The following is a 22991-nucleotide window of genomic DNA, read 5'->3' on the forward strand; positions in this document are numbered from 1 at the left end:
GATGTCCTTTGACTGGCACAACCCTTATCCGTCGATCCGCATTCCGTTGTTCGCTCGCAACGTGGTGTCGACTTCGCACCCTCTCGCGGCCCAGGCAGGCCTGCGCCTGCTGCTGGCCGGCGGCAACGCCGTGGACGCGGCAATCGCCGCGGCGGCGATGCTCACCGTGGTCGAGCCGGTGTCCTGTGGCCTGGGTAGCGACGCCTTCGCCCTGGTCTGGGACGGCCAGTCGCTGCAGGGTCTGAACGCCTCGGGCACGGCACCTGCCGCCTGGACACCGGAGTATTTTCGCCAGCGCCACGGTGAGGATGGCAAGGGCCACGCGAAGCGCCCGGTACGCGGCTGGGATTCGATAACGGTACCTGGCGCGGTGGCCGGTTGGGCCGCGCTGCACGAGCGCTTCGGCAAGCGGCCGTTCGCCGACGTGCTGGCTCCGGCTGCCGAGGTGGCCGAGCGGGGCATTACCATCGCCCCGATCGTTGCCCACAAATGGGCGGCCGCGGTGCCCGATCTGCGTGATCAGCCCGGCTTCGCCGAGGCCTTCATGCCTGGCGGCCGGGCACCGCGAACCGGCGAGAAATTCGTCTTCGCCGACGCTGCGCGCACCTTGCGGCTACTGGGCGAGCACGGCGCACGGGCGTTCTACGAGGGTGAGATCGGCGAGGCCATCATCGCCCACGCACGCGCCACCGGTGGCAACCTGAGCGCAGCGGACCTGCGCGACTATCGACCGGAATGGGTGACGCCCATTTCCCAGCGTTATCGCGGTTACGACGTGCACGAGATACCGCCCAACGGGCAGGGCATCGCCGCCCTCATCGCTCTGGGCATTCTCGAGCATTTCGACCTGGCGGCTCTGGCGGTCGACTCGGCTGCTTCGCAGCACCTGCAGATCGAAGCCATGAAGCTGGCCTTCGCCGACGTCTATCGCTACGTGGCCGACCCGCGCAGCATGGAGGTCACGCCAGAGCAGATGCTCGATCCCGCGTACCTCGCGCAACGCGCCAAGGCCATCGATCCGGGCAAGGCGAGCAATCCCGGTTTCGGTCTGCCCAGGTCGGGCGGTACCGTCTACCTCAGCGTCGCCGACGAGAACGGCATGATGGTGTCCTTCATCCAGTCCAACTACATGGGCTTCGGCTCGGGCGTGGTGGTGCCGGGCTATGGCGTCAGCCTGCAGAACCGCGGTGCCGGTTTCTCCAGCGACCCGGCCTCGGCCAACGTGGTGGCACCTGGCAAACGACCGTTCCACACCATCATTCCGGCGTTCCTGACCTGCGACGGCGTGGCGCAGATGAGCTTCGGGGTGATGGGCGGCGACATGCAGCCCCAGGGCCACGTACAGACCCTGGTGCGCATGCTCGACTATGGCCAGCAACCCCAGGCTGCCTGCGATGCGCCGCGCTGGAAGGTCAACCGGGACTTCTCGGTGGACCTGGAAGCGAGCATGAACGCCGACGCCGTGCGCGGTCTCGCGGCCCTGGGCAACCCGTTGAAGTCGGTCGAGGACCCCTACATGGACTTCGGTTCCGGGCAGTTCATCTGGCGGCTCTCGGATGACCCGAACCACGGCTACGTGGCTGCCAGCGACGGTCGCCGGGATGGCCAGGCAGTGGGGTTCTGACGGGCCGTACGGGGTGCTGCCCGGGCACTCTGTGGGTTGTCGCAGGACGATGACTGGCGCTCAGCGTGGCTATCCAGCCGTTCATGATCAGGCGCTATCACCAGTTCGGGCAGCGTGTGCGAGGGCATGCCGAGACAGCGATGCCCGTGCTGGCGGCCCTAGGAGCGATTCACGAGGTCAACGAGATGGTTCAGCAGAAAGTCATTGCTGAACTGTGACAGAAAGGTCTCGGCCGACGAAAAGACGATCCATTGCCCGTGTTCCTTGCGAATGATCAGCGATGGATGCTCGGGAGACAGGTTGCTGACGGTCACCTGCAGAGACGAGTCGACGATGCCGGGTTTGATATCAACGGTGTTGCCGGCCAGGACGATCTTCAGCGACTCGAGCTCGACGATCGCGCCATCGAAGGCGTGCGGTTCTTCGCTGCGGATCAGATCGAGGCCGCCAACTCCCGAAATATCGACATTGATCATCCTGATCAGCTCGCTCAACTGTTCCTTGACCAGGCTGATCTGCCTGTATCGTTCGGCGATGGCGTCATCGGTTCTTTCTCGGTAGATCTTCAGCGCTCTTATCAGGTCGTTCTTGTTGGCCATTGCGTTACTTCCTCCGTGATGTCTCCTGACTCTAGTCCAGCATTTCGACTGGTGCCGAGTGCCACCACCGCTTCGCCTGAAGCGTCGGCCCTGAGTGGCGGGGCCGTTTCCGGCCGCAACTGTTCGCTGAACAACAGCGAATTAACACATTGCCCGTGGCGTGGCAGAAGGGCGCGCTGAAAGCCCCGGAAACCGGGCCCTGGGCGCTGGCACGAGTGCTGCAATGTCCTGCTCAATCGCGGAAAGGATCCGAGCGGCGCCTTCACGGCGGCGTCGGCTGTCGTTCCGCTTCTGTCCCTGTCAGGAGCATTCCATGCGCCAATCCCGTGTCGCCAATTCGTTCGTACGGCTGCTGGCCTTAGCCGCTACCGCTTTCACGCTGTCTGCGCCGTTGCAGGCGGCAGAGCTGCCCAAGGAACTGAAGCTCGACTACGCCTACTACTCACCGACCAGCCTGGTGCTCAAGCGCTTTGGCTGGCTGGAGGAGAGCGTAGGCCCCGATACCAAGGTGAGTTGGGTGTTCAGCCAGGGCAGCAACCGCTCTCTCGAGTACCTGAACAGCGGCGGTGTGGATTTCGGCTCCACCGCAGGATTGGCCGCAGTGCTGAGCCGTGCCAATGGCAGCCCGATCAAGACCGTTTACGTCGCCAGCCGCCCGGAGTGGACCGCACTGGTGGTCGGCAAGGACTCGCCGATCAAGACCCTGGAGGATTTGAAAGGCAAGAAGATCGCGGCCACCAAAGGCACCGATCCGTTCCTGTTCACCTTGCGCAGCCTAGCCACCGTCGGCCTCGACAAGAACGACGTGGAGCTGGTGCATCTGCAGCACCCGGACGGCCGCACTGCCCTGGAAAAGGGTGACGTCGATGCCTGGGCCGGTCTCGACCCGCTGCTCGCTGCCAGCCAGCTGCAGGCTGGCTCGCGCATTCTCTATCGCAACCTCGACTTCAACAGCTACGGCGTGGTGAGCGTCACCGAGACCTTCGCCAAGGAGCATCCGCAGGCCATCGACAAAGTGCTGGCCGCCTATGAAAAGGCCCGTGAATGGGCCCGCGCCAACCCCGAGGAACTCGCCAAGATTCTTTCCGAAGAAGCCAAGCTGCCGCTGGAAGTGGCCAAGCTGCAACTGCAGCGCACCGACTTCAGCAACGCCCAGCCCGGCCCTGAGCATATCGCAGCGCTCAAGGCTGCCGCACCCATCCTGCTCGAAGAGCAACTGGTACGCCGCGGTACCGACGTGAACGCCGTGGTGGACGCACTCATCGAGCCATCGTTCGGCAAGCAGGCCATCGCCGCCAAATAGGCGTGGTTGCAGCGCGGGCCTCTGTTAGCTGTGGCCCGCGCTGCGTTCACCTCGCTTCGACACCGGAGTCTTTCATGACAATCAAGAGCAAGTCGCTGCCGGCTTTGCGCAGTTCCCCATGGAAACCGGGGTTCGATGCCAGTGCCTGGCGTCGGCGCGCCAAGGGATTGGTCATCCCGCTGCTGCTGATCGTGTTTCTGGAAATCGTGGTGCGCATCGGCTGGATTCCGTCCTATCAGATGCCGGCCCCCAGCGAGATCGTGCTGACTCTGCACGAGCTGGCCGAAGGGCCGCTGTGGGGGCATATCGGCGCCAGCCTGGCGCGGGTATTCGCCGGTTTCGCCATCGGCGCCGGGCTGGCCCTGCTGGTGGCCGCCTGGGTGGGCCTTAGCCGTGAGGCTGAAGCCTATCTGGAGCCCACCTTCGCGGGGCTGCGGGCGATTCCCAGCCTGGCCTGGGTACCGCTGCTGTTGCTCTGGCTGGGCATCGACGAGACCTCCAAGGTCGTTCTGATCGCCATCGGCGCGTTCTTTCCGGTTTACGTCAACGGCGTCGCGGCCATCCGCAACATTGATCGCAAGCTGGTCGAGGTGGGCCAGATGTATGGCTTCAGCTCGCGTCGCCTGGTCTCGCGCATTCTTCTGCCGGCTGCGTTGCCCGGGCTGATGACCGGCTTGCGCAGCGGGCTCAGCCTGGCCTGGATGTTTCTGGTCGCCGCCGAACTGATCGCCGCCACCAAGGGGCTCGGTTACCTGCTCACCGATGGCCGGGAAACCTCGCGGCCGGACATCGTCCTGGCCTCGATCATCGTCCTGGCCTTGCTCGGCAAGCTCAGCGACGGCCTGCTGGCCAAGCTGGAGCAGCGTTTGCTGGGTTGGCGTGACGCATTCACGGGCAAGGAGGTTTGAGATGGCTGCGTCATTGCTGGATATCCGTGTGGAGCGCAAGAGCTTCGCTGGCGTGACCGTGCTGCAAAACGTCGCTTTATCCCTGCGCGAGCGGGAGATCGTCAGCCTGCTGGGCCCCAGTGGCTGCGGCAAGAGCACCTTGCTGCGCATCGTCGCAGGCCTGGAGCGTGAGTACACGGGCCGCGTGCTGCTCGGTGAGCAGGGTGGCGCCGTCTCTTTCGTGTTTCAGGAGCCGCGGTTGATGCCCTGGCTCACGGTGGAGCAGAACATCGGCTTTGCTGACGACCGCGACTACGACCGTGAGCGAGTGACACAACTGATCGCCGAAGTGGGCCTGGAGGGTTTCGCCAGCGCGCTGCCCAAAGCGCTCTCCGGCGGCATGGCGCAGCGCGTCGCCCTGGCTCGCGGGCTTTATTCGCGGCCACGGGTATTGCTGCTCGACGAACCCTTCAGTGCAGTGGATGCCTTCACCCGCATGAAACTGCAGGATCTGCTGCTCGAGCTTGCCGAACACCATGCCATCGCCCTCCTGGTGGTGACCCACGACGTGGATGAGGCGCTGTATCTCAGTGACCGGGTACTGGTGATGGGCAATCGCCCCAGCGGTATTCGGCAAGAACTGATCGTCAACCTGCCACGTCCTCGTGACCGCCGTGATGGAGAGCTGTCGCGGCTGAAAGCCGAGGCGCTGACCGAGCTGCACCTGGCTCATGCGATCTGAATGGTGGCAGACCACGCGACAGCGATGTTCGTCGTAATGGCTAAATGCTTCATCTTTACACCCCGCTGCCGATAGAGATGGAAAGGCATACGCGATGCTTTATTTCTAGCTCTATGGGGTGCATGCGATGTTGAGACGGTTGAAAATTGCCAAGCGAACGCTCCTGTGCTTCGCGCTCATGGTCGTGCTGGTATTGGGGCTCGGCGGTTTCAGCTTGCTGCAGTTGGCGAGCATCAGGGGCGAAGGGCTGGAGATCGAAAACGATGCCCTTCCGGGGATAGCCATTGGCGATGACATAGCCCTTGCGTTTGCCAATACGCGTTTCGATGTCATGAAGATGCTCTCCACGCGCGATGCCGCCCAACTCACCGAGGCCTACGAAGAACTGAAGCAGCGCAAGGCGGAGTTCGCTGAGGCCATGGCAGCTTATCGGCCCTTGATAACCTCTGCGGATGAGCGCGCGCTGCTCGACAACATAGACCGTATCTTCCAGGGCTATGGCGGCCAGGCAGAACAGGTGCATCAGCTGGTCAGATCCGGGCAGGGCGAGGCAGGACGAGAGCTGGCGTGGACGCAGATGGCCAGTGTTGCGAAAACCATGGTCGATGAGCTGGGCAAGCTCGAACAGATCAACGATGCGTCCGAGGAGGCATCGAGTGCCAATGCCACTGCCGAGTACGACAAGGCCAAGCTGATCACCCTCATCACGATGCTTATCGCAGTGGTGGTAACGGTGGTGCTGGCGTGGCGTCTGACCAAGAGCCTTTCCGGACCCATCGGGCAAGCGCTGGCGGTATCCGAGACCGTGGCGGCAGGCGACCTGCGGCCGACATGCGCTGACATCTCGGGCATCGACGAAGCGGCCCTGCTGTTGCAATCCATGGAGCGCATGCGTGGCAATCTGCGCTCGACACTGACGCATGTCGGCGATGCGGCGAGCCAGTTGTCCTCGGCCACCGAGGAAATGAGCGCGTTGATGCTGAGCAACAACACTGACCTGGTGACCCAGAATAGCGAGATCGAGATGGCCGCGACCGCCGTGACCGAAATGAGTCAGGCGGTCGACGAGGTCACGCGCAATGCGGTATCGACTTCAGAGGAATCCAGGGCCTCGTCCCGTACGGCGAAGCTCGGTGAGGAGGAGCTCGAGCGGACGGTTCGGTCCATCATCGAGCTGACCGAAAACGTCTCCAGCGCCTCCGAGCAGGCTCAGCTTCTGGCTTCTCGAACACTGGAAATTACCAAGGTGCTGGAGGTCATTCGCTCGGTTTCCGAGCAAACCAACCTGCTGGCGCTGAACGCCGCGATCGAGGCCGCCCGTGCCGGTGATGCTGGCCGCGGCTTTGCGGTGGTTGCCGATGAGGTGCGCGCGCTGGCCCACCGTACCAGTGAGTCGACCCGTGAAATCGAAACCATGATCGGCCACATTCAGCAGGGCACTCGGAGTACCGTATCGGCCCTGGAAGTGAGCAGCGAACAGGCTCAGCGAACCAAGGGCCAGGCTCAGTCAGCCAAGGATGCATTGAGCCTGATCGCCAGCTCCGTAACGGTGATCGATGATCGCAATACGGTGATCGCCAGCGCATGCGAGGAGCAGTCTCAAGTCGCCCGGGAGGTCGACAGCAACCTGGTACGTATCCGTGACCTCTCTGCTCAGTCCGCGGTTCGCGCCGATCAAACGGGCAGTGCCAGCCGTGCGCTTGCCGAACTGGCTACGGGCCTGAGCGTCAAACTGAGGCATTTTCAGCTGTGAGCAGTGGGGCGGCCTGATGCTCGCCCCGGCAAGCGGAGTGCGGGTTTGGGCCGTGTGGGCGCGACGGCCGCGGCTGCCCACGGCTATTCGAATGTGGGGCGGATCAGGCTGCGTTGTCGTTCTTTTGGCCAGCACGAATGTCGAAGGCGCCGCCGGTGAAAGCACCCTCGACGGTGACCTTGCCCTTGCCTGGCAGCAGTGGGAACACCAGTTCGGCGAAGCGGTAGGCCTCTTCCAGATGCGGGTAGCCGGAGAGCACGAAGCTGTCGACGCCGAGGTCTGCATATTCCTGAAGACGCGCCGCTACCGTTTGCGGGTCGCCGACCAGCGCAGTGCCGGCACCGCCGCGTACCAGTCCAACGCCAGCCCACAGGTTGGGCGCCACCTCCAGCTTGTCGCGCTGGCCGCCGTGCAGGGCCGCCATGCGCCGCTGACCTTCGGAATCCATCTTGGCGTAGTTGGTCTGCGCGGCGGCGATGGTTTCATCGTCCAGATGGCTGATCAGCTCGTCGGCGGCCGCCCAGGCCGCGGCGTCGGTCTCGCGCACGATCACGTGCAGGCGTACGCCGAAGCGCACGGTGCGGCCGTAGGCCGCTGCACGGGCACGCACGTCGGCAATCTTCTCGGCCACTGCCGCTGGCGGCTCGCCCCAGGTCAGGTAGGCGTCGACATGCTTGGCTGCCAGGTCGTGGGCTGCCGGTGACGAGCCGCCGAAGTACAGGGGCGGGTAGGGCGTCTGTACCGGCGCGAAGAAGTTCTGCGCACCGCGTACCTTGAGATGCTTGCCGTCGAAGTCGACGGTCTCGCCTTGCAGCAGTTGGCGCCAGATGCCGAGAAACTCGTCTGAAGCCTCGTAGCGCTGGTCATGATCGAGAAACACACCGTCCGCTTCCAGCTCGGTGGCGTCGCCGCCTGGCACCACGTTGAGCAGCAGCCGGCCGCCGCTGGCCTGATCGAGGCTGGCCGCCTGGCGGGCCGAGGCGGTGGGGTTGCCCAGGGAGGTACGCAGCGCCACCAGCAGTTTGATGCGCTGGGTCACCGGCACCAGACTTGCCGCCGTGACCCAGGGATCGAGACAGCTGGCGCCGGTTGGGATCAGCAGGCCATCGTAGCCAAGCTGATCGGCGGCCACGGCGATCTGCCTCATGTAGGCGTTGGTGGCGGGACGGCCGCTCCCGGAGTGGCCCAGATAGCGGGTGTCACCGGAGGTGGGAAGAAACCAGAATATGTCCAGGCTCATGAAATGCATCCTTATACGCGATCGTGGGGGAAGGCTATTCAGCCTTCTTCTATCGCATGCTCGGCATGGTCATCGTTCGTCAGATCGACAGGTTGATGACCCGGTTGCCCTGCGAACTTTGTGCAGGTTTTCGTTTGTTGACCACCAGCTCGCCAATCGCGATCAGCCTGGCCCGGGTGACGTTGCGCGTCAGCCCAAGCAGGCTGGCGGTGTGTACCTGGTTGTAATGGCTGAAACGGTAGGCGGCCCTTAGCAGGCTGTCTTCGACCTTCTCGTGCAGGGCGCCGCTCTGCTCCTCGAACAGCCGCTGGAACGCGCGCTGCAGCAGGGCATCGGCGGACTCGTCGACCGGTGGTGCGCCGTCCTGGCGCTCGATACGCATGTTCGACAGGCGCAGGTCGTCGTGCTCGATCACCCCGGCGCGGCAGATCAGCAGCGTATGGTGGATGACGTTCTCCAGCTCACGGATGTTGCCGGGCCAGCTGTAATTGACCAGCTTGGTTTGAGCCTCGTGGGTCAGGCGCACCTCGCCATAGCCGAGGCGATTGCTGTAGGCCGTGATGAAGTGCCGGGTCAGCGGCAGGATGTCACCAGGGCGCTCGCGCAGCGGGTGCAGTTGCAGGCTGACGACATTCAGGCGGTAGTACAGATCCTCGCGAAAATGCCCGGCGTTGATGGCCTTTTCCAACTGCACGTTGGTGGCTGCCAGCACCCTGACGTTGATTGGAATGCTTTTGCGTGAGCCCAGGCGTACCACCTCGCGCTCCTGCAGAACGCGCAGCAGCTTCACCTGGATGGGCATCGGCAAGTCACCGATCTCGTCGAGGAACAGGGTGCCGCCGTTGGCCTCCTCGAACCAGCCGGCCTTGGCGGCCAGGGCGCCGGTGAAGGCCCCCTTTTCGTGGCCGAACAATTCGGCCTCGACCAGCGACTCGGAGAAGGCGCCGCAGTTGACCGCCATGAACGGCCCGTTGCGCCGGCCGCTGAGGTTGTGGATGTGCCGCGCGACCAGTTCCTTCCCGGTACCGGTTTCGCCGATTATCAGGACGCTTGCCTCGCTGGGTGCGACCTGTTGCAAGTGGGCGAGCAGCGCCTGCGATTTTGGGTCTTCGAAAACCTGAGCGGTTGCCCGAATCGAGGTAGCCAGTGCGGGGGAGGGAGGAAGCGTCAGCAGCTGCATGGTTATCCCTATGAGTAGAAGGTTGGCGTGGGGCGTGTCTGGTTGAGAGCCCAGTCGCCCAGTTCCTGGATCTTGTAGTCCACGGGGTCGTGCAGGGTTTGCGTGCGCAGGTTGCGCCAGTGTCTATCGAGGCGCAGCGAGGCATGGGTGGCGCGAGCGCCGGTGACTTCGAACAGGCGGTTGCAGATATCCAGGCCGGTACGGCTGGCCGCCACCTTGGCGGTGGATATGGAAATGGCCAGTCGGGCGCGTTCTTCGGCGCTCAGCGCATGCTCCTTGCTCCAGGCCTCGTCGAGCTGCGCGGCGGCACGTTCGACCAGCAGGCGTACGCCTTCCAGGCCAACCCAGAATTCACCGTAGTGGCGCAGGATGTACGGGTCCTCGCTGGTGTGCTGAGCCTTGGATCTGAACCACGGGCGACCCTCCTTGAGGGTGTAATGGCGTGCGTCCTCCAGAGCACCTTCGGCGATGCCGAGAAAGATGTGCGAGAAGTGCAATTGCGCGATCAGTGGCCGGAGACAGGCGAACGGTGTACTCAGCGGGCCCGGATCGAGCAGCAGCTCCTCTTCTTCGACGCGCACCCGCTCGAAGGTCGCGCTGCCGCTGTCGGTCTGCCGCTGGCCCATGTTGTTCCAGTCGTCATGCAGGGTGATGCCGGTACGGCCACTGGGGATAGCTGCGATCAGCAGTTTGCCCCCGGCACTCTCGTCGACGGCCGAAGCGATCAGCATTTCCGAGTCGGTGGCTCCCGAGCAGAAGCTCTTCTTGCCGGAGAACTCGCGCCAGCCGTCGAACTTCTTGACGATGGTTCGGGTGTCCAGCGGGTTCAGGGCGTTGCCCCAGAACCAGTTCTTGCGCGCGGTCTGCTCGTACCAGGGTTGCCATTGTTCCGGGCGGGAGAACAGGCGCACGGTCGCCAGCATCAGGTGCTGGAAGCCGAAGACATGGGCGATGGAGCTGTCGACCTTGGCGAATTCACGCACCACCCCCAGGGTCTCGGTCCAGCTGGCACCCAGGCCGCCGAACTGAGTGGGGATGCTGAGCGCGAGCAGGCCGCTCTGGCGGATGGCGTCGCGTTCGGCTTTTGGCGTACCACCGGCTTCGTCGCGCTCGACAGCGGTTTCGGCAAAGTCGGCCGCCAGCTTTCGCGCGGTTTGCAGTGGGCTGATAACTGCAGTTTTATGATGGGCGCTCACGCGTTGGTCCTCGCGGTCTGGGTACTGGGCAGCACGTCGTTGGCGATCATTTCGCCGAATGGGCCCGTGAGATTGGTGATGCCACGGCCGGCGAGGCTGGCATAGGGCTCTGGTAGAAGGGGAAAGACCAGCTCGGCGAAGCGGTAGGCTTCCTCGAGGTGGGGGTAGCCCGAGAAAATGAAGCTGTCGATGCCGAGATCGGCGTACTCCTTGATGCGAGCCGCCACCTGCTGCGGATCACCGACCAGCGCAGTGCCGGCGCCGCCACGCACCAAGCCGACGCCCGCCCAGAGATTGGGGGCGATTTCCAGGCTGTCGCGGCGCCCGCCATGCAAGGCGGCCATGCGCCGCTGGCCTTCGGAATCGAAACGCGCGAAAGACTTCTGCGCGGCCTCGATGGTTTCGTCCGAGATGTGTTCGATCAGGCGATCTGCAGCCGCCCAGGCTTCTTCCGCCGTTTCCCGCACGATCACGTGCAGGCGAATACCGAATTTCAGGGTGCGGCCATGCTCGGCGGCGCGGGCCCGCACGTCGGCGATTTTTTCGGCCACCGCGGCCGGCGGTTCGCCCCATGTCAGGTAGACGTCGAGCTGTTCGGCGGCCAGTTCGTGGGCGGCCTCCGACGAGCCACCGAAGTACAGCGGTGGATAAGGGCGTTGCAGCGGTGGATAGAGGGCTTTGGCGTTATCGACCTTGAGGTGCTTGCCGTCGAAATCCACGGCTTCCCCTTGCAGCACGCGACGCCAGATACGCAGGAATTCGTCGGTGACTTCGTAGCGCTCGGCATGGCTCAGGTGAATGCCGTCGCCGCGATTCTCATCCGGGTCTCCGCCAGTGACGACGTTGATCAGCAGGCGCCCGCCCGATAGACGATCGAGGGTCGCGGTCATGCGCGCCGAGACAGTGGGCGAAATGATCCCGGGGCGGATCGCGACCAGATAGCGCAGGCGCTCCGTCATGGGGGCCAGGGCCGAGGCGACCACCCATGAGTCTTCGCAGGAGCGACCGGTTGGAATCAGCACGCCGTAATAGCCCAGGCCGTCGGCTGCCTGGGCGATCTGCTTGAGGTAGTTGAGGCTTACCGGGCGTGCGCCCTGACTGGTACCGAGAAAGTGACCATCGCCATGGGTCGGCAGAAACCAGAAGACATTCATCGGGCAGCCTCCTGCTCATGGCGGGTCGGGCATCGGTGCTGGTGCCGGGAGGCGTGGGGCGAGACCGCTGACGGCCTGCGTTGTGTCCTGGGGGTGGTGCGGCGAGCAATCATGTACGCGTCCTGTGACAGGGCCCCGTGAAGAGGGCGGCACATGCAGACAGCAAGAGCTGTACCAGCAGCATTGACCACGGATTGCGGAGCCTTGAGGCAGCTGGTGAGAGTGGCAGGTGTTTCTCCGCACAACCTAGTGTTGTGCAACTGTTGCTGAGCCAACAGTTGTTGGGCGTACAGCTCAGATGCAGGAAGAGATCGGATGGTGCAGGGCATGGCGTGCTCGTTTCGCGTCCTGTTCACCAGGGTTATACGAGCAAAGGCTTATTCTTCAAAAGAATTTGAATGGATATCGTTATAGCTGTTTTGATTTATTTCCGCTGATCTTGCTTTTTTGTTTGCGATTTTAAATCTATATAAATCATATATTTGAGTGTTTTATATGAAGTATTTTCTAGTTTTATCATGCTTCTTTTCGGGTGACTGAGCGGCCGAACGTCCTGTTGGGAAAGCGGCTCGTGATCAGTGTCTAAAGAATGGTTTTCAATCGATTTTTCCAACATATCGCATCTTTTAGATGCTTTTCGTGCCGGCAGTGTCTGTCCTGCAACAGTGTCGCCCGCCCAATGCATCCCAACCAAGGGATGTTCTTCAGTTCTCAGGTGATTTACAGGCTCTCGAATCACCGAAAAATCGTAGATAAATGCATTGTTATCAATGATATACAAGGTTTTTTTAAATTAATTATCACGCGATTTGACACTAGTTCATTTGCGTCGGGCTCGTCCCTTGGAGAAGATTTCCCCAGGCACGCAATGCGATGCGTCTGGTGGTTTAGCCGGGACTGAGTCACCGGCGTGTCAGTGCCTGGACTGTTCGAGGGAATGTTCGATGGGGGTTATCTGCACATGGATGTGCGCAGTCCACCCTTTTCAACGTACTGCCCTGATGTTCTTGGGCGTGACGTTCCTCAACCCTGCCGTGCCGATCAATCGGGCGCGTGATGGCCGATGTCTTTCATTGGCTAAGCACATTCAAATGGGAAATGGCGAGACGATCAGATCGGCACGGGTTCAGGTCAGCGCTGGCGCGCATCTTCCTCGGGGATGCACGCGCGCCAGGCTTCTTCAGACCACGCCAGTCGCTTTGGGCGTGTCCTGGCGGCTGCCCCATTCTGTCCAGGAGCCGTCATACAGTGCGGCTTCCGGCAGGCCGGCAATTTCCAGACCTAGCAGCAATACCGCGGCCGTTACGCCGCTACCGCAACTGGTGATCACCGGTTTTTTGCCATCGACGCCGGCCTCGGCGAACAGTGCACGCAGCGCGTCGGCTGGCAGCAGGGTGTGGTCACTGCGCAACAGCCGGCTGTAGGGCAGGTTGTGGCTGCCCGGGATATGGCCAGAGGCAACCCCCGGGCGGGCTTCTGCGGTACTGCCATCGAAACGGTTGGCGGCGCGAGCGTCGAGAATCAGGGTGTCCTGATGATCGATGGCTTCGAGTACGTCGCCCAGGCCCTTTAGCCTGCGAGTATGCACGTTGGTCTCGAAGGCTCGCTGAGTGGCGGTGGCCGGTTCGCCTGTTTCACTGGGGCGGCCTTCGGCCAGCCATTTGGGCAGCCCGCCATCGAGCACGGCGACCCGCTCGTGACCGAAGTAGCGAAACAGCCACCAGGCACGGGCGGCGGAGAACAGCCCCTTCTGATCGTAAACCACCACGCGACTGCTGTTGTCTACGCCCTGCGCGCCGATCAGGCGGGCGAAGCGGCCCTGGGATGGCACGGTATGGGGCAGTGGTGTGTCGGGGTCGGAAAAGGCGTCGATATCGAAGAAGCGCGCGCCGGGTATATGCGCCTTGAGGTACTCCTCGTGGCCGTTCTTCGGTTCATTGGGCAGGTAGGTGCTGGCATCGAAAAGCACAACGTCTTCAGCATCGCCCTCGCGGGCGAGCCATTCGCTGCTGACCAGGGGACCAAAACTCATCCTTCCATCTCCTTTTCTTGGGTGGTTGCCCCTGCATCCTGCCAGCTTGGCCGGCAGGTGGCACCCAGTCGCGATGGATTTCCTCTAGACCGTTTTCACCTATACATAGATAGGCACGTCAGTCGCGGTAGAACACCTGTACCAGGTGATAGCCGAACTGGCTCTTGATCGGGCCGTGAACTTCGCGCAGCGGTTTCTTGAAGATCACCTGATCGATGGCTCGCACCATCTGACCGGGTCGTACTTCGCCCAGATCGCCGCCTTTTTTTCCCGATGGGCAGGTGGAATGCTTGCGCGCCAGCACATCGAATGCCTCGCCTGCTGCGATGCGTTTTTTCAGGCCGGCAGCTTCCGCTTCGGTCTTGACCAGAATGTGGCGGGCCATTGCCTTTGCCATGACAGGTTCCTCATTTTACCGGGCGCGTATTGTGCCAGTATTTGCCGCGTCATCAGCGTGACGTCGATTTTCCGGCTTCTCCTGAGCGGTACATCGACCCATCTTGGCCTAAGGTCAAAAGACTCCAGTTAGCCGACAGGAATACTGCCCCATGGACCTCCAAGCAATGCTGAAAATCCTCTCCAGCCAGGACGGGTCCGATCTGTATCTGTCGACCGGGGCGCCGCCCTGCGCCAAGTTCAATGGCGTGCTCAAGGCATTGAGCGGCGAGCCGCTGAAGGCCGGGGCAGTGGCCGACATCGCCGATGCCATCATGGATGGTGCGCAGAAGGAAGAGTTCGAGCGCGAGCTGGAAATGAACCTGGCGATCTCCCTCAACGGCGTCGGGCGCTTCCGCATCAACATCTTCAAACAGCGCAATGAAGTGTCCATCGTCGCCCGCAACATCAAGCTCGACATCCCTCGCTTCGAGGACCTGAAACTGCCCGAGGTGCTGCTCAAGACCGTAATGGAAAAGCGCGGCCTGGTGCTGTTCGTCGGTGGCACCGGCTCGGGCAAGTCGACTTCGCTGGCGGCCCTGATCGATTACCGCAATCGCAACAGCGGCGGGCATATCATCACCATCGAGGATCCGGTTGAATACGTGCACCGGCACAAGAAGTCGATCATCAACCAGCGCGAGGTCGGTGTGGATACCCGCAGCTTCCATGCGGCGCTGAAGAACACCCTGCGCCAGGCGCCGGACGTGATTCTGATCGGCGAAATCCGTGACCGCGAAACCATGGAGCACGCGCTCGCATTCGCCGACACCGGGCACCTGGCGATTTCCACCCTGCATGCCAACAACGCCAACCAGGCGCTGGACCGGATCATCAATTTCTTCCCCGAGGATCGTCGGCCGCAGTTGCTCAACGATCTGGGCAACAACCTCAAGGCCTTCGTCTCCCAGCGTCTGGTCAAGACCACCGACGGCAAGCGCCGGGCGGCCGTCGAAGTGCTGCTCGGCACGCCGACCATTCGCGATCTGATCAAGCGCAACGAGTTTGCCGAGATCAAGGAAATCATGGAGAAATCCAGGAATCTCGGCATGCAGACTTTCGATCAGGCGTTGATCGAACTGGTGAACGAAGGGGCAATCGACGAAGAAGAGGCGGTCAAGAACGCCGACTCGGCGAACAACGTTCGCCTCAAGCTCAAGCTCTATCGTGAGACCCCGGCCGCTCCAGTGCCGGTGGCGCAGGCCGCGCCACCGGCTGAGGCAAGCCCGCCGAAAACTGCCGAACCTGCCGACTGGGGGCTGGAACTGAAGCTGGAAGACATCGAGGTGGATACGCCGCCCGAGGATCCCGGCCGCCACGGCATCTGAGCCTGGTGCTTGCGTTGGCCGGTGCTGAATGAGTCGCCTGCCGACCGCTCAGCGGCGGCTGCGCTTCTCGTGGCTTTCGATGATCGTCAGCAGGTCATCCAGCGTGCTTTCCAGGTGCCGCCCGGCGCGGTAGTCAGGGGTGCTCGCTTCCCCGCCGGATATGACCGCCTGCGGCTGTTCGACGAAGCGGCCGATGGGCTCGAAGCCTTCGTCCAGGATCACCACCAGCGGAATCGGCATGCGCTCCAGATTCAGGCGCTCCTTCAACGCGTGCTCGGCACGGCCCTTGGAGACGATCGCCAGTGCCACGCGGGGCTGCAAACGCTGCAGGTGGTCCATGGCCGTGAGGTTGAGCTGGCAGTCCGGGCACCACATCTCGCCAGCGGCCAGCAGGTGATAGCGACCTGCCACGGCCTCCAGCCGCTGGCGGGTGTCAGCGCTCAGGGCACCTTCGCCATTGAGCTGCTCTTGTGCGCGTTGCACGGCAGCGATCTCGGCGGGCAATCCGTGGCTGACGAAAGCATCGAAACGTTCGCCGATGGCGAACAGCGCCTGGTAGGAAGTCATGCTGAGTTCTCGTGCAGGGTGGCAGGGCAGTCCAGCAGAAAATTCGCCAGGCGGCAATCGATGATCACCCTAGCGCTTCGGCACGTAGCGCTCGGTGATGCGCTGCAGGATGCCGTCGCTGCGCATGCTCTCCAAGGCATCATGGACGGATCTGACCAGTTGCGGGTCGCATTGCAGCGAGCAGGCGATGTACATGTCCAGCGGTGCCAGCGGCGCGCTCATCGCCAGCTCGGGGCCGCTGTCCCACTGGTGGCGGCCTTCCAGTACGGTGGTGAACCAGGCGTCGACACGTCCTCGTCTGACCAGCTGGATCGGCCTGTCACCGAGCTTGAGGACATAGAGCTGGTCGTCGGTGAAGCCGTTGCTTCTGAGCAGTTCCTCTTGCGCGGAGCCGAGGCCGACGGCAATCATTCGGTAACGCTGGCGGGCTTCCTCCAGGCTGGCGACCGGGTTGTCGAGGGTGAAGAAGGCGCGATACAGGGGCTGGATATTGGCCACCCAGGTGAAGTGTTCTTCCCGCTCGGGAGTGCGCGAAAGGGGGACGATCATCACGTCGCGCGATTCCTGCGTGCGCTTTTGAGCGCGCAGCCATGGGGCATTCTCGACCAGCGGGTTATAGCCAGCGCGCTGCAGCGCCATGATGGCGATGTCACCGGTGATGCCATTACCGTTGTCGCCCTGCAGAGCCAATGGTGGCGCGTCCGGCATGTAGAGCTGGATATCGCGCAGCTCGGCAGCTAGCGAGCAAGGCAGCAGCAAGGACAGCAGGCAGGCGATCAGGCGCAACACGGACATTCCTGGGCGGTATGTCGCGAGTATAGAAGCTGTTCGAGTGGATATCCGTGAAACATTTCAGGTGTTCACGCGGCGTTCGACCCATTGTTCGGCACTGCACGGGTCGACTCGGTCGCTGCGCGCCCACGACGGTCGTCGGGAAGTCTCCCGACCCTGAGGGTCGGGAGTCGGGCTCATTCAGCCTTGCAGTTGCGGCAGGTTGCGGTAGAGCTCCAGCGCCTGCGGGTTGGCGAGGGCGTCGGTATTCTTCACGGGCTGGCCGTGCACCACGTTGCGTACCGCCAGTTCGACGATCTTGCCGCTGATGGTGCGCGGAATGTCCGCCACCGCGACGATGCGTGCGGGTACATGGCGAGGCGTGGTGTTGGCGCGGATCACCTGGCAGATCCGTTTCTGCAGCGCATCGTCGAGCGTCACGCCGTCGCGCAGGCGCACGAACAGCACCACGCGCACGTCGCCGTCCCATTGCTGGCCGATGGCGATGGACTCCAGTACCTGCTCGATCTTCTCCACCTGGCGATAGATCTCGGCGGTACCGATGCGTACGCCGCCAGGGTTGAGCACCGCGTCCGAGCGGCCATGGATTATCAGGCCGCCATGGGGCGTTTCCTCTGCGTAATCGCCATGGGCCCAAACGCCCGGGAAGGTCTCGAAATAGGCGCTGCGAAACTTCTCGCCGTCGGCGTCGTTCCAGAAGCCTACCGGCATGGAGGTGAAGTGCTTGGCGCAGACCAGCTCGCCTTTCTCGCCGATCACCGCCTTGCCGGCGTCATCCCACACCTGCACGTCCATGCCCAGCCCCTTGCACTGGATCTCGCCGCGGTACACCGGCGAAACCGGATTGCCCAAGGCGAAGCAGGAGACGATATCCGTGCCGCCGGAGATGGATGACAGGCAGACATCGGCCTTGATGTCGCGATACACGTAATCGAAGCTCTCGTGGGCCAGCGGTGAGCCTGTGGAGAGTATTGCCTTCAGGCGCTGCAGGCGGTGGCTTTCGCGCGGTTTGGCGCCGGCTTTTTCCAGCGCTGCGATGAACTTGGCGCTGGTACCGAAAATACTGATGTCCTCGGCGTCGATCAGGTCGATCAGGCGGTTGGCATCCGGGTGAAACGGCGAGCCGTCATACAGCACCAGCGTGGCGCCCAGCGCCAGCCCGGAGACCAGCCAGTTCCACATCATCCAGCCGCAGGTGGTGTAGTAGAACAGCGTGTCGTCCGCCGTCAGGTCGCTGTGCAGACCCAGCTCCTTGACGTGCTGCAGCAGGGTGCCTCCGGCACCATGGACGATGCATTTGGGTACCCCGGTGGTGCCGCTGGAGTAGAGGATGTACAGCGGGTGCTCGAAAGGCACGGGGGTGAACTGCGGTTCGCCCTCTGCGCGATAGAAGTCCTCCCAGCGCTCGACATTGGCCTGGGTCTGGAAGTCGCCCGGCTGGGTGGCCGGGTTGGCGTAGGGCACTATCACCAACTGCTGCAGGCTGGGGAGCTGCGAAAGGATTTCGTTGAGCTTGTCGGTCAGGTCGAGGTTCTTGCCGGCGTAGCGATAACCCGCGCAGGCGATCAGTACCTTGGGCTCGATCTGGCCGAAGCGGTCGATCACCCCCTGGGTGCCGAAGTCCGGCGAGCAGCTCGACCAGGTGGCGCCCAGGCTGGCGGTGGCGAGCATGCCGACCAGGGTTTGCCAGGTGTTGGGCATAAAGGCCGCGACCCGATCACCAATGCCCACGCCGGCTTCTTGCAAGCTGCGCTGCAAGCCAGCGACATGGGCGGCGAGTTGCGCGTAGGTGAGTTGCTCTCGGCTGCCGTCTTCGCCGATGGCGACGATGGCCGGGTGCTCGTCGCGGCGGCGCAGCAGATGCTCGGCGAAGTTCAGCGTGGCGCCCGGGAACCAGTGAGCGCTGGGCATGGCCGGACCTTCTTCGACTACTGCCTGCGGTTGCTGGCTGAAGCGAATGTCGAAGACATCGACGATGGCCTGCCAGAACGCTTCGCGCTCGCTCACGCTCCAGGCGTGCAGCGCCGTGTAGTCGGCCAGGGCGAGGCCGTGGCGGCTGTTGACGAAGCGGCGGAAGGCGTCCATGCGTGTGGCGCTGATGCGTTCGGCCGTGGGCGTCCAGAGCGGTTGCTGCATTGGGTTACCTCACTACTTTTTTATTCGTGGGCAGGGGCGTTCGGCCCTGCCGGTTTCCATCTATTGTGCCAGCCAGCCGCCATCCATGTTCCAGGCCGCACCGCGCACCTGGGCGGCTGCATCGCTGCATAGAAACAGTGCCAGCTCGCCGAGCTGCTTGGGCGTCACGAACTCCAGTGACGGCTGCTTTTCGGCCAGCAGATTGCGCCGCTCGCCTTCGCTGTCGCCGCTCTCTGCCGCGCGGGCATCGATCTGTGCTTGCACCAGGGGCGTCAGTACCCAGCCAGGGCAGATGGCGTTGCAGGTGATGCCGGTGGTGGCGGTTTCCAGGGCCACGGATTTGCTCAGGCCGATCAGCCCGTGCTTGGCCGCGACGTAAGCGCTCTTGCCGGGCGAGGCCGCCAGGCCGTGGGCCGATGCGATATTGATGATGCGACCCCAGTTGCGTTTGCGCATACCGGGCAGGGTCAAGCGGGTGGTGTGGAAGGCCGAGGAGAGATTGATCGCGATGATCGCGTCCCAGCGTTCCGGGGCGAAGGTCTCCACGGGCGAGACGTGCTGGATGCCAGCGTTGTTGACCAGGATGTCGACGGCGCCGAACTCCTGCTCGGTGTAGGCGATCAGCGCCTCGATCTGCTGTGGATCCGAGACATCCGCCGGGTGGTGGCCGACCTTGCCGCCGAACGCCGCCACGGCATCGATGGCCGCCTGGGCGTCGCCGAAACCGTTGAGTACCAGATCGGCACCGGCTTCGGCCAGCACCAGCGCGATGCCCAGACCGATGCCGCTGGTGGAGCCGGTGACCAGTGCGGTCTTGCCTTGCAGATTCATACGAACTCCTCATGCGCGCGGTTCCTTGTCAGCACCGCGCGCCTCATGAAAATTAGACGATGCCGGTGCTGTAGAAGACGCCAATGACGAAAAACACTGCCAGGGTCTTGATGATCGTTATGCCGAAAATGTCCTTGTAGGCTTCGCGGTGGGTCAGCCCGGTGACCGCCAGCAGGGTGATCACCGCGCCGTTGTGGGGCAGCGTATCCATGCCGCCGCTGGCCATGGAGGCGACGCGGTGCATGACTTCCAGCGGGATGTTGGCGGCGTTGGCGGCGGCGATGAAGCTGTCGGACATGGCCGCCAGGGCGATACTCATGCCCCCTGACGCCGAGCCGGTGATGCCCGCCAGCAGGGTCACCGTGACCGCTTCGTTGACCAGTGGATCAGGGATGCCCTTGAGCGCGTCGGCGAGGATCAGGAAACCCGGCAGCGATGCGATCACCGCGCCGAAGCCATACTCCGAGGCAGTGTTCATCGCCGCCAGCAGCGAGCCACCCACCGCGCTCTTGGTGCCTTCGGCGAGCTTCTCGCGAATCACCCCGAAGGCGCTGACCAGCACCAGCACGATGCCCAGTAGCAGCGCCGCCTGCACCGCCCAGATGGCGGTCAGCTTGCTGACATCGGTCTGCAGCGGAGCCGCCATGCCGGCCAGTTGCAGGCTGTGGGTCTTGCCGTAGAACTCGGGAATCCAGTGGGTGAACAGCAGGTTGGCCACGCCCACCAGAATCAGCGGCGCGATGGCCAACCATGGGCTGGGCAGCTTGATGTCGTCCGGGGTTTCCGGCTCGTTGCGCAACTCTGTGCCGTAGCCCTCGCCAGCCCGCAAGGCCTTGCCCAACTGGCGGCGCAGATAGAGCATGCCGACACCGAGTACGAACAGGCTGCCGATCAGCCCCAGCCAGGGTGCGGCCCAGGCGGTGGTATTGAAGAAGGTGGTGGGAATGATGTTCTGGATCTGCGGGGTGCCGGGCAGGGCGTCCATGGTGAAGCTGAATGCGCCTAGGGCGATGGTGGCGGGAATCAGCCGCTTGGGAATGTTGCTCTGGCGGAACATCTCCGCCGCGAAGGGGTAAACCGCGAACACCACCACGAACAACGACACGCCACCGTAGGTCAGCAGGGCACAGACCAGTACGATCACCAGCATCGCCTGGCCGGTGCCGAACAGGCGGATGGCGGCCGCCACGATGGAGCGCGAGAACCCGGACAGCTCGATCAGCTTGCCGAATACGGCGCCGAGCAGGAATACCGGAAAATAGAGTTTGATGAAGCCAACCATCTTCTCCATGAACACCCCGGTGAAGGCGGGCGCCACGGCGCTGGGGTCGGTGAGCAGCACGGCACCGAGCGCGGCGATGGGGGCGAAGAGGATGACGCTGTAGCCACGGTAGGCAGCCAGCATCAGTAGAGCCAGTGCAGCGAGGGCGATGATGACACTCATCGTCTATCTCCTGACCCTGCAGCACGGCGAATCGAGAGGCTGCCGTAGCCTTCGAGTAACTCGCACAGGCGCTGTGGGCGCTTTTGTTTTTGTTGTCGGCGGCGGGTGGGCCCGCGGCTGACTCATAGCGAGTTCTATGCCAGGTTTATAAGCTGTTGAATTTAAAATACTTTATTTTTTGCTAAGGTGCGCTGCCTGCTGTCAGTCCCATTTTCGGGATGAAAATCAGACGTTGCGCCTTTCTGGCCTGCTTCCTGCGGTTGTCCCAAAACCGGGATTGGTCCCGAAATCAGGACGAAAGGCCCAGTTCGAGCATTTTCCGGTACAGGGTGGAGCGGCCCAGGCCCAGGCGCTGCGCAGCCTGCGGTACATCACCCGCGGTAGCGACCAGCGCCTTGCGAATCAGCTCGCGCTCGAAGTTCGCCCGGGCCTGATGGAAGTCTTCGATCTGACCGTTATCCGCAGGCGCATCGGCCGTTTCGGGCAACGCCTGCAGCGTACCGATCGCCGTTGCCACCGCCGCACGATCGAGCAGCGTCTCATCGCTGAGCAGGCAGGCGCGTTCCAGCACGTTGTGCAGTTCCCGGACGTTGCCGGGCCACGCATGACGAGCGAGCAGGGCCATGGCCTCCGGGTGCAGCTCGTGGCGTCCCTGCAGCGCATCGAAGATCGCCTCGCAGAGCGCCGGCAGGTCTTCCAGGCGTTGGCGCAATGGCGGCACGGCGATGGTCAGCACGTTGAGTCGGTAGTACAGGTCGGCGCGGAAGGTGCCTTTGCGCACCGCCGCCTCCAGGTCGATGGAGGTGGCGGCGATCAGCCTTACATCGCTGCGCAGCACCTCGTTGGAGCCCACAGGCTCGAACTCCTTCTCCTGCAACACCCGCAGCAGCTTGCTCTGCAGCGGCAGCGGCATGTCGCCGATTTCGTCGAGAAACAGCGTGCCCCCGTGGGCGATCTGCAGCTTGCCAGCCCGGCCCTTGCGGTCGGCCCCGGTGAAGGCGCCGGGTGCCGTGCCGAAGAATTCCGCTTCGAGCAGGGTTTCCGGAATCGCCGCCGTATTCAGGCTGACGAAGGGTTTGCTGGCCCGCGGCGAAGCATTGTGAATCGCGTGAGCCAGCAGTTCCTTGCCGGTACCGGTCTCGCCCAGCAGCAACACCGCGGAATCGCTGGTCGCGCTGCGCCTGGCCAGGCGTTTGACTTCCAGGCTGCGGGCGCTGGTACCGATGAAATGGGCGAAGCTGTACTTGGCCTGGCGGGACTTGAGTTGCGAGCGCGTGGAAGCCAGTTCCTGCTGCATCGCCTGGTAGCGGGCCAGCAACGGTGACAGCGATTGCAGCTCGTCGAACAGCGCGAAGCCGATGGCGCCGATCACCTCGCCGGCATCGTCACGGATGGGCAGGCGCATCACCACCAGAGGTTCCCGTGGCGTGTCCATCATGTCCAGCAGGATCGGCCGGCCGCTCTTCACCACATCGCGCAGTAGGCTGCCGGGAATCACGCTTTCGCAGGGCCGGCCGATCGCTTCGCTGGCGCCATGCAGGCCGAAGCGCTGTGCGTAGCGCTCGTTCATCCAGACGATACGGGCGTCGCGGTCGACGATGATGGTGCCTTCGCTGGATTGCTCGAAGATCTCGAACAGCGAACGGATGGCCGACTGGCGAATGTGGGGGTAGTTGCCGAGGTCCTGCATGGCGCGCTCGTCTGCGGGGTGAGCGCCGATCATAACGCGGCGCGGCACCCTTGCGGTG

At 63.2% G+C, this 22991-nt stretch carries 18 protein-coding genes and 2 pseudogenes; 7 read left to right on the plus strand and 13 right to left on the minus strand.

The annotated features are described in order from the left end of the window. The first annotated feature begins 1 nt into the window (after position 1). A complete protein-coding gene (locus tag QRN22_RS16835) occupies positions 2 to 1624 on the plus strand; it encodes a gamma-glutamyltransferase family protein (protein WP_197077013.1) in 1623 nt (540 codons plus the stop codon). Positions 1625 to 1782: 158 nt separating this feature from the next. On the opposite strand, the gene QRN22_RS16840 is transcribed toward QRN22_RS16835, so the two are convergent. Next, positions 1783 to 2223, minus strand: coding sequence for a hypothetical protein (locus tag QRN22_RS16840; protein WP_042553690.1), 441 nt, complete (start codon positions 2221 to 2223; stop codon positions 1783 to 1785). Positions 2224 to 2536: 313 nt separating this feature from the next. On the opposite strand from QRN22_RS16840, the gene QRN22_RS16845 reads away from it, so the two are divergent. The 5 genes and pseudogenes from QRN22_RS16845 to QRN22_RS26690 all read left to right on the plus strand — a co-directional run. After that, complete coding sequence (locus tag QRN22_RS16845; RefSeq protein ID WP_042553689.1) at positions 2537 to 3526, plus strand: aliphatic sulfonate ABC transporter substrate-binding protein; 990 nt, start codon at positions 2537 to 2539, stop codon at positions 3524 to 3526. Positions 3527 to 3600: 74 nt separating this feature from the next. Then, entirely contained in the window at positions 3601 to 4434 is an 834-nt protein-coding gene (locus QRN22_RS16850) for an ABC transporter permease (RefSeq protein WP_042553688.1), read from the plus strand. A 1-nt stretch (position 4435) separates the two neighbouring features. After that, the gene (locus tag QRN22_RS16855) at positions 4436 to 5155 is read left to right on the plus strand and encodes an ABC transporter ATP-binding protein (protein WP_042553687.1); all 720 of its coding nucleotides are present in this window, start codon (positions 4436 to 4438) and stop codon (positions 5153 to 5155) included. 178 nt (positions 5156 to 5333) lie between these two features. Continuing rightward, positions 5334 to 6050 (plus strand): annotated as a pseudogene (locus tag QRN22_RS26685) (MCP four helix bundle domain-containing protein); the annotation flags it as partial. A gap of 261 nt (positions 6051 to 6311) precedes the next feature. Then, a pseudogene (locus tag QRN22_RS26690) lies at positions 6312 to 6908 on the plus strand (methyl-accepting chemotaxis protein); the annotation flags it as partial. 103 nt (positions 6909 to 7011) lie between these two features. Here the strand turns inward: QRN22_RS26690 and ssuD (QRN22_RS16865) are convergent. From ssuD (QRN22_RS16865) to QRN22_RS16890, 6 genes are all read right to left on the minus strand, one after another. Further along, entirely contained in the window at positions 7012 to 8148 is a 1137-nt protein-coding gene (gene ssuD, locus QRN22_RS16865; protein WP_042553685.1) for an FMNH2-dependent alkanesulfonate monooxygenase, read from the minus strand. A gap of 79 nt (positions 8149 to 8227) precedes the next feature. Continuing rightward, entirely contained in the window at positions 8228 to 9328 is a 1101-nt protein-coding gene (locus QRN22_RS16870) for a sigma-54 interaction domain-containing protein (RefSeq protein ID WP_042553684.1), read from the minus strand. A gap of 8 nt (positions 9329 to 9336) precedes the next feature. Next, positions 9337 to 10524 carry an acyl-CoA dehydrogenase family protein gene (locus QRN22_RS16875; protein WP_042553683.1) on the minus strand — a complete coding sequence of 396 codons (1188 nt, stop codon included), beginning with the start codon at positions 10522 to 10524 and terminating at the stop codon, positions 9337 to 9339. Next, positions 10521 to 11678 (minus strand): FMNH2-dependent alkanesulfonate monooxygenase, encoded by a 1158-nt coding sequence (ssuD, locus tag QRN22_RS16880; RefSeq protein WP_042553682.1) that lies wholly within the window; start codon positions 11676 to 11678, stop codon positions 10521 to 10523. Before ssuD (QRN22_RS16880) ends, QRN22_RS16875 begins: the two co-directional genes overlap by 4 nt. Positions 11679 to 12858: 1180 nt before the next feature. Further along, positions 12859 to 13710 carry a 3-mercaptopyruvate sulfurtransferase gene (sseA, locus tag QRN22_RS16885; protein ID WP_042553681.1) on the minus strand — a complete coding sequence of 284 codons (852 nt, stop codon included), beginning with the start codon at positions 13708 to 13710 and terminating at the stop codon, positions 12859 to 12861. A 118-nt stretch (positions 13711 to 13828) separates the two neighbouring features. Continuing rightward, positions 13829 to 14107, minus strand: a complete 279-nt coding sequence (locus QRN22_RS16890) for a peptidylprolyl isomerase (RefSeq protein ID WP_042553680.1) — start codon at positions 14105 to 14107, stop codon at positions 13829 to 13831. A 151-nt stretch (positions 14108 to 14258) separates the two neighbouring features. Between QRN22_RS16890 and QRN22_RS16895 the strand changes: the two genes are divergently transcribed. Further along, the gene (locus tag QRN22_RS16895) at positions 14259 to 15473 is read left to right on the plus strand and encodes a PilT/PilU family type 4a pilus ATPase (protein WP_197077012.1); all 1215 of its coding nucleotides are present in this window, start codon (positions 14259 to 14261) and stop codon (positions 15471 to 15473) included. A 48-nt stretch (positions 15474 to 15521) separates the two neighbouring features. Here the strand turns inward: QRN22_RS16895 and QRN22_RS16900 are convergent, their stop codons facing one another. The 6 genes from QRN22_RS16900 to QRN22_RS16925 form a co-directional block, all read right to left on the minus strand. Then, a complete protein-coding gene (locus QRN22_RS16900) occupies positions 15522 to 16040 on the minus strand; it encodes a thioredoxin family protein (protein WP_042553679.1) in 519 nt (172 codons plus the stop codon). A 69-nt stretch (positions 16041 to 16109) separates the two neighbouring features. Further along, the gene (locus QRN22_RS16905) at positions 16110 to 16829 is read right to left on the minus strand and encodes a substrate-binding periplasmic protein (RefSeq protein WP_231570151.1); all 720 of its coding nucleotides are present in this window, start codon (positions 16827 to 16829) and stop codon (positions 16110 to 16112) included. A 183-nt stretch (positions 16830 to 17012) separates the two neighbouring features. Beyond that, positions 17013 to 18968 carry an acetoacetate--CoA ligase gene (locus QRN22_RS16910; RefSeq protein WP_042553677.1) on the minus strand — a complete coding sequence of 652 codons (1956 nt, stop codon included), beginning with the start codon at positions 18966 to 18968 and terminating at the stop codon, positions 17013 to 17015. A 60-nt stretch (positions 18969 to 19028) separates the two neighbouring features. Beyond that, a complete protein-coding gene (locus tag QRN22_RS16915) occupies positions 19029 to 19799 on the minus strand; it encodes a 3-hydroxybutyrate dehydrogenase (RefSeq protein WP_042553676.1) in 771 nt (256 codons plus the stop codon). 52 nt (positions 19800 to 19851) lie between these two features. Next, complete coding sequence (locus tag QRN22_RS16920) at positions 19852 to 21243, minus strand: GntP family permease (protein ID WP_042553675.1); 1392 nt, start codon at positions 21241 to 21243, stop codon at positions 19852 to 19854. A 289-nt stretch (positions 21244 to 21532) separates the two neighbouring features. Further along, positions 21533 to 22933 carry a sigma-54 interaction domain-containing protein gene (locus QRN22_RS16925; RefSeq protein WP_042553826.1) on the minus strand — a complete coding sequence of 467 codons (1401 nt, stop codon included), beginning with the start codon at positions 22931 to 22933 and terminating at the stop codon, positions 21533 to 21535. Positions 22934 to 22991: the final 58 nt, after the last annotated feature.

Origin of the sequence: Pseudomonas sp. MEJ086, from assembly GCF_030209025.1 — a bacterium.
Taxonomy (GTDB): Bacteria; Pseudomonadota; Gammaproteobacteria; order Pseudomonadales; family Pseudomonadaceae; genus Aquipseudomonas; species Aquipseudomonas fulva_A.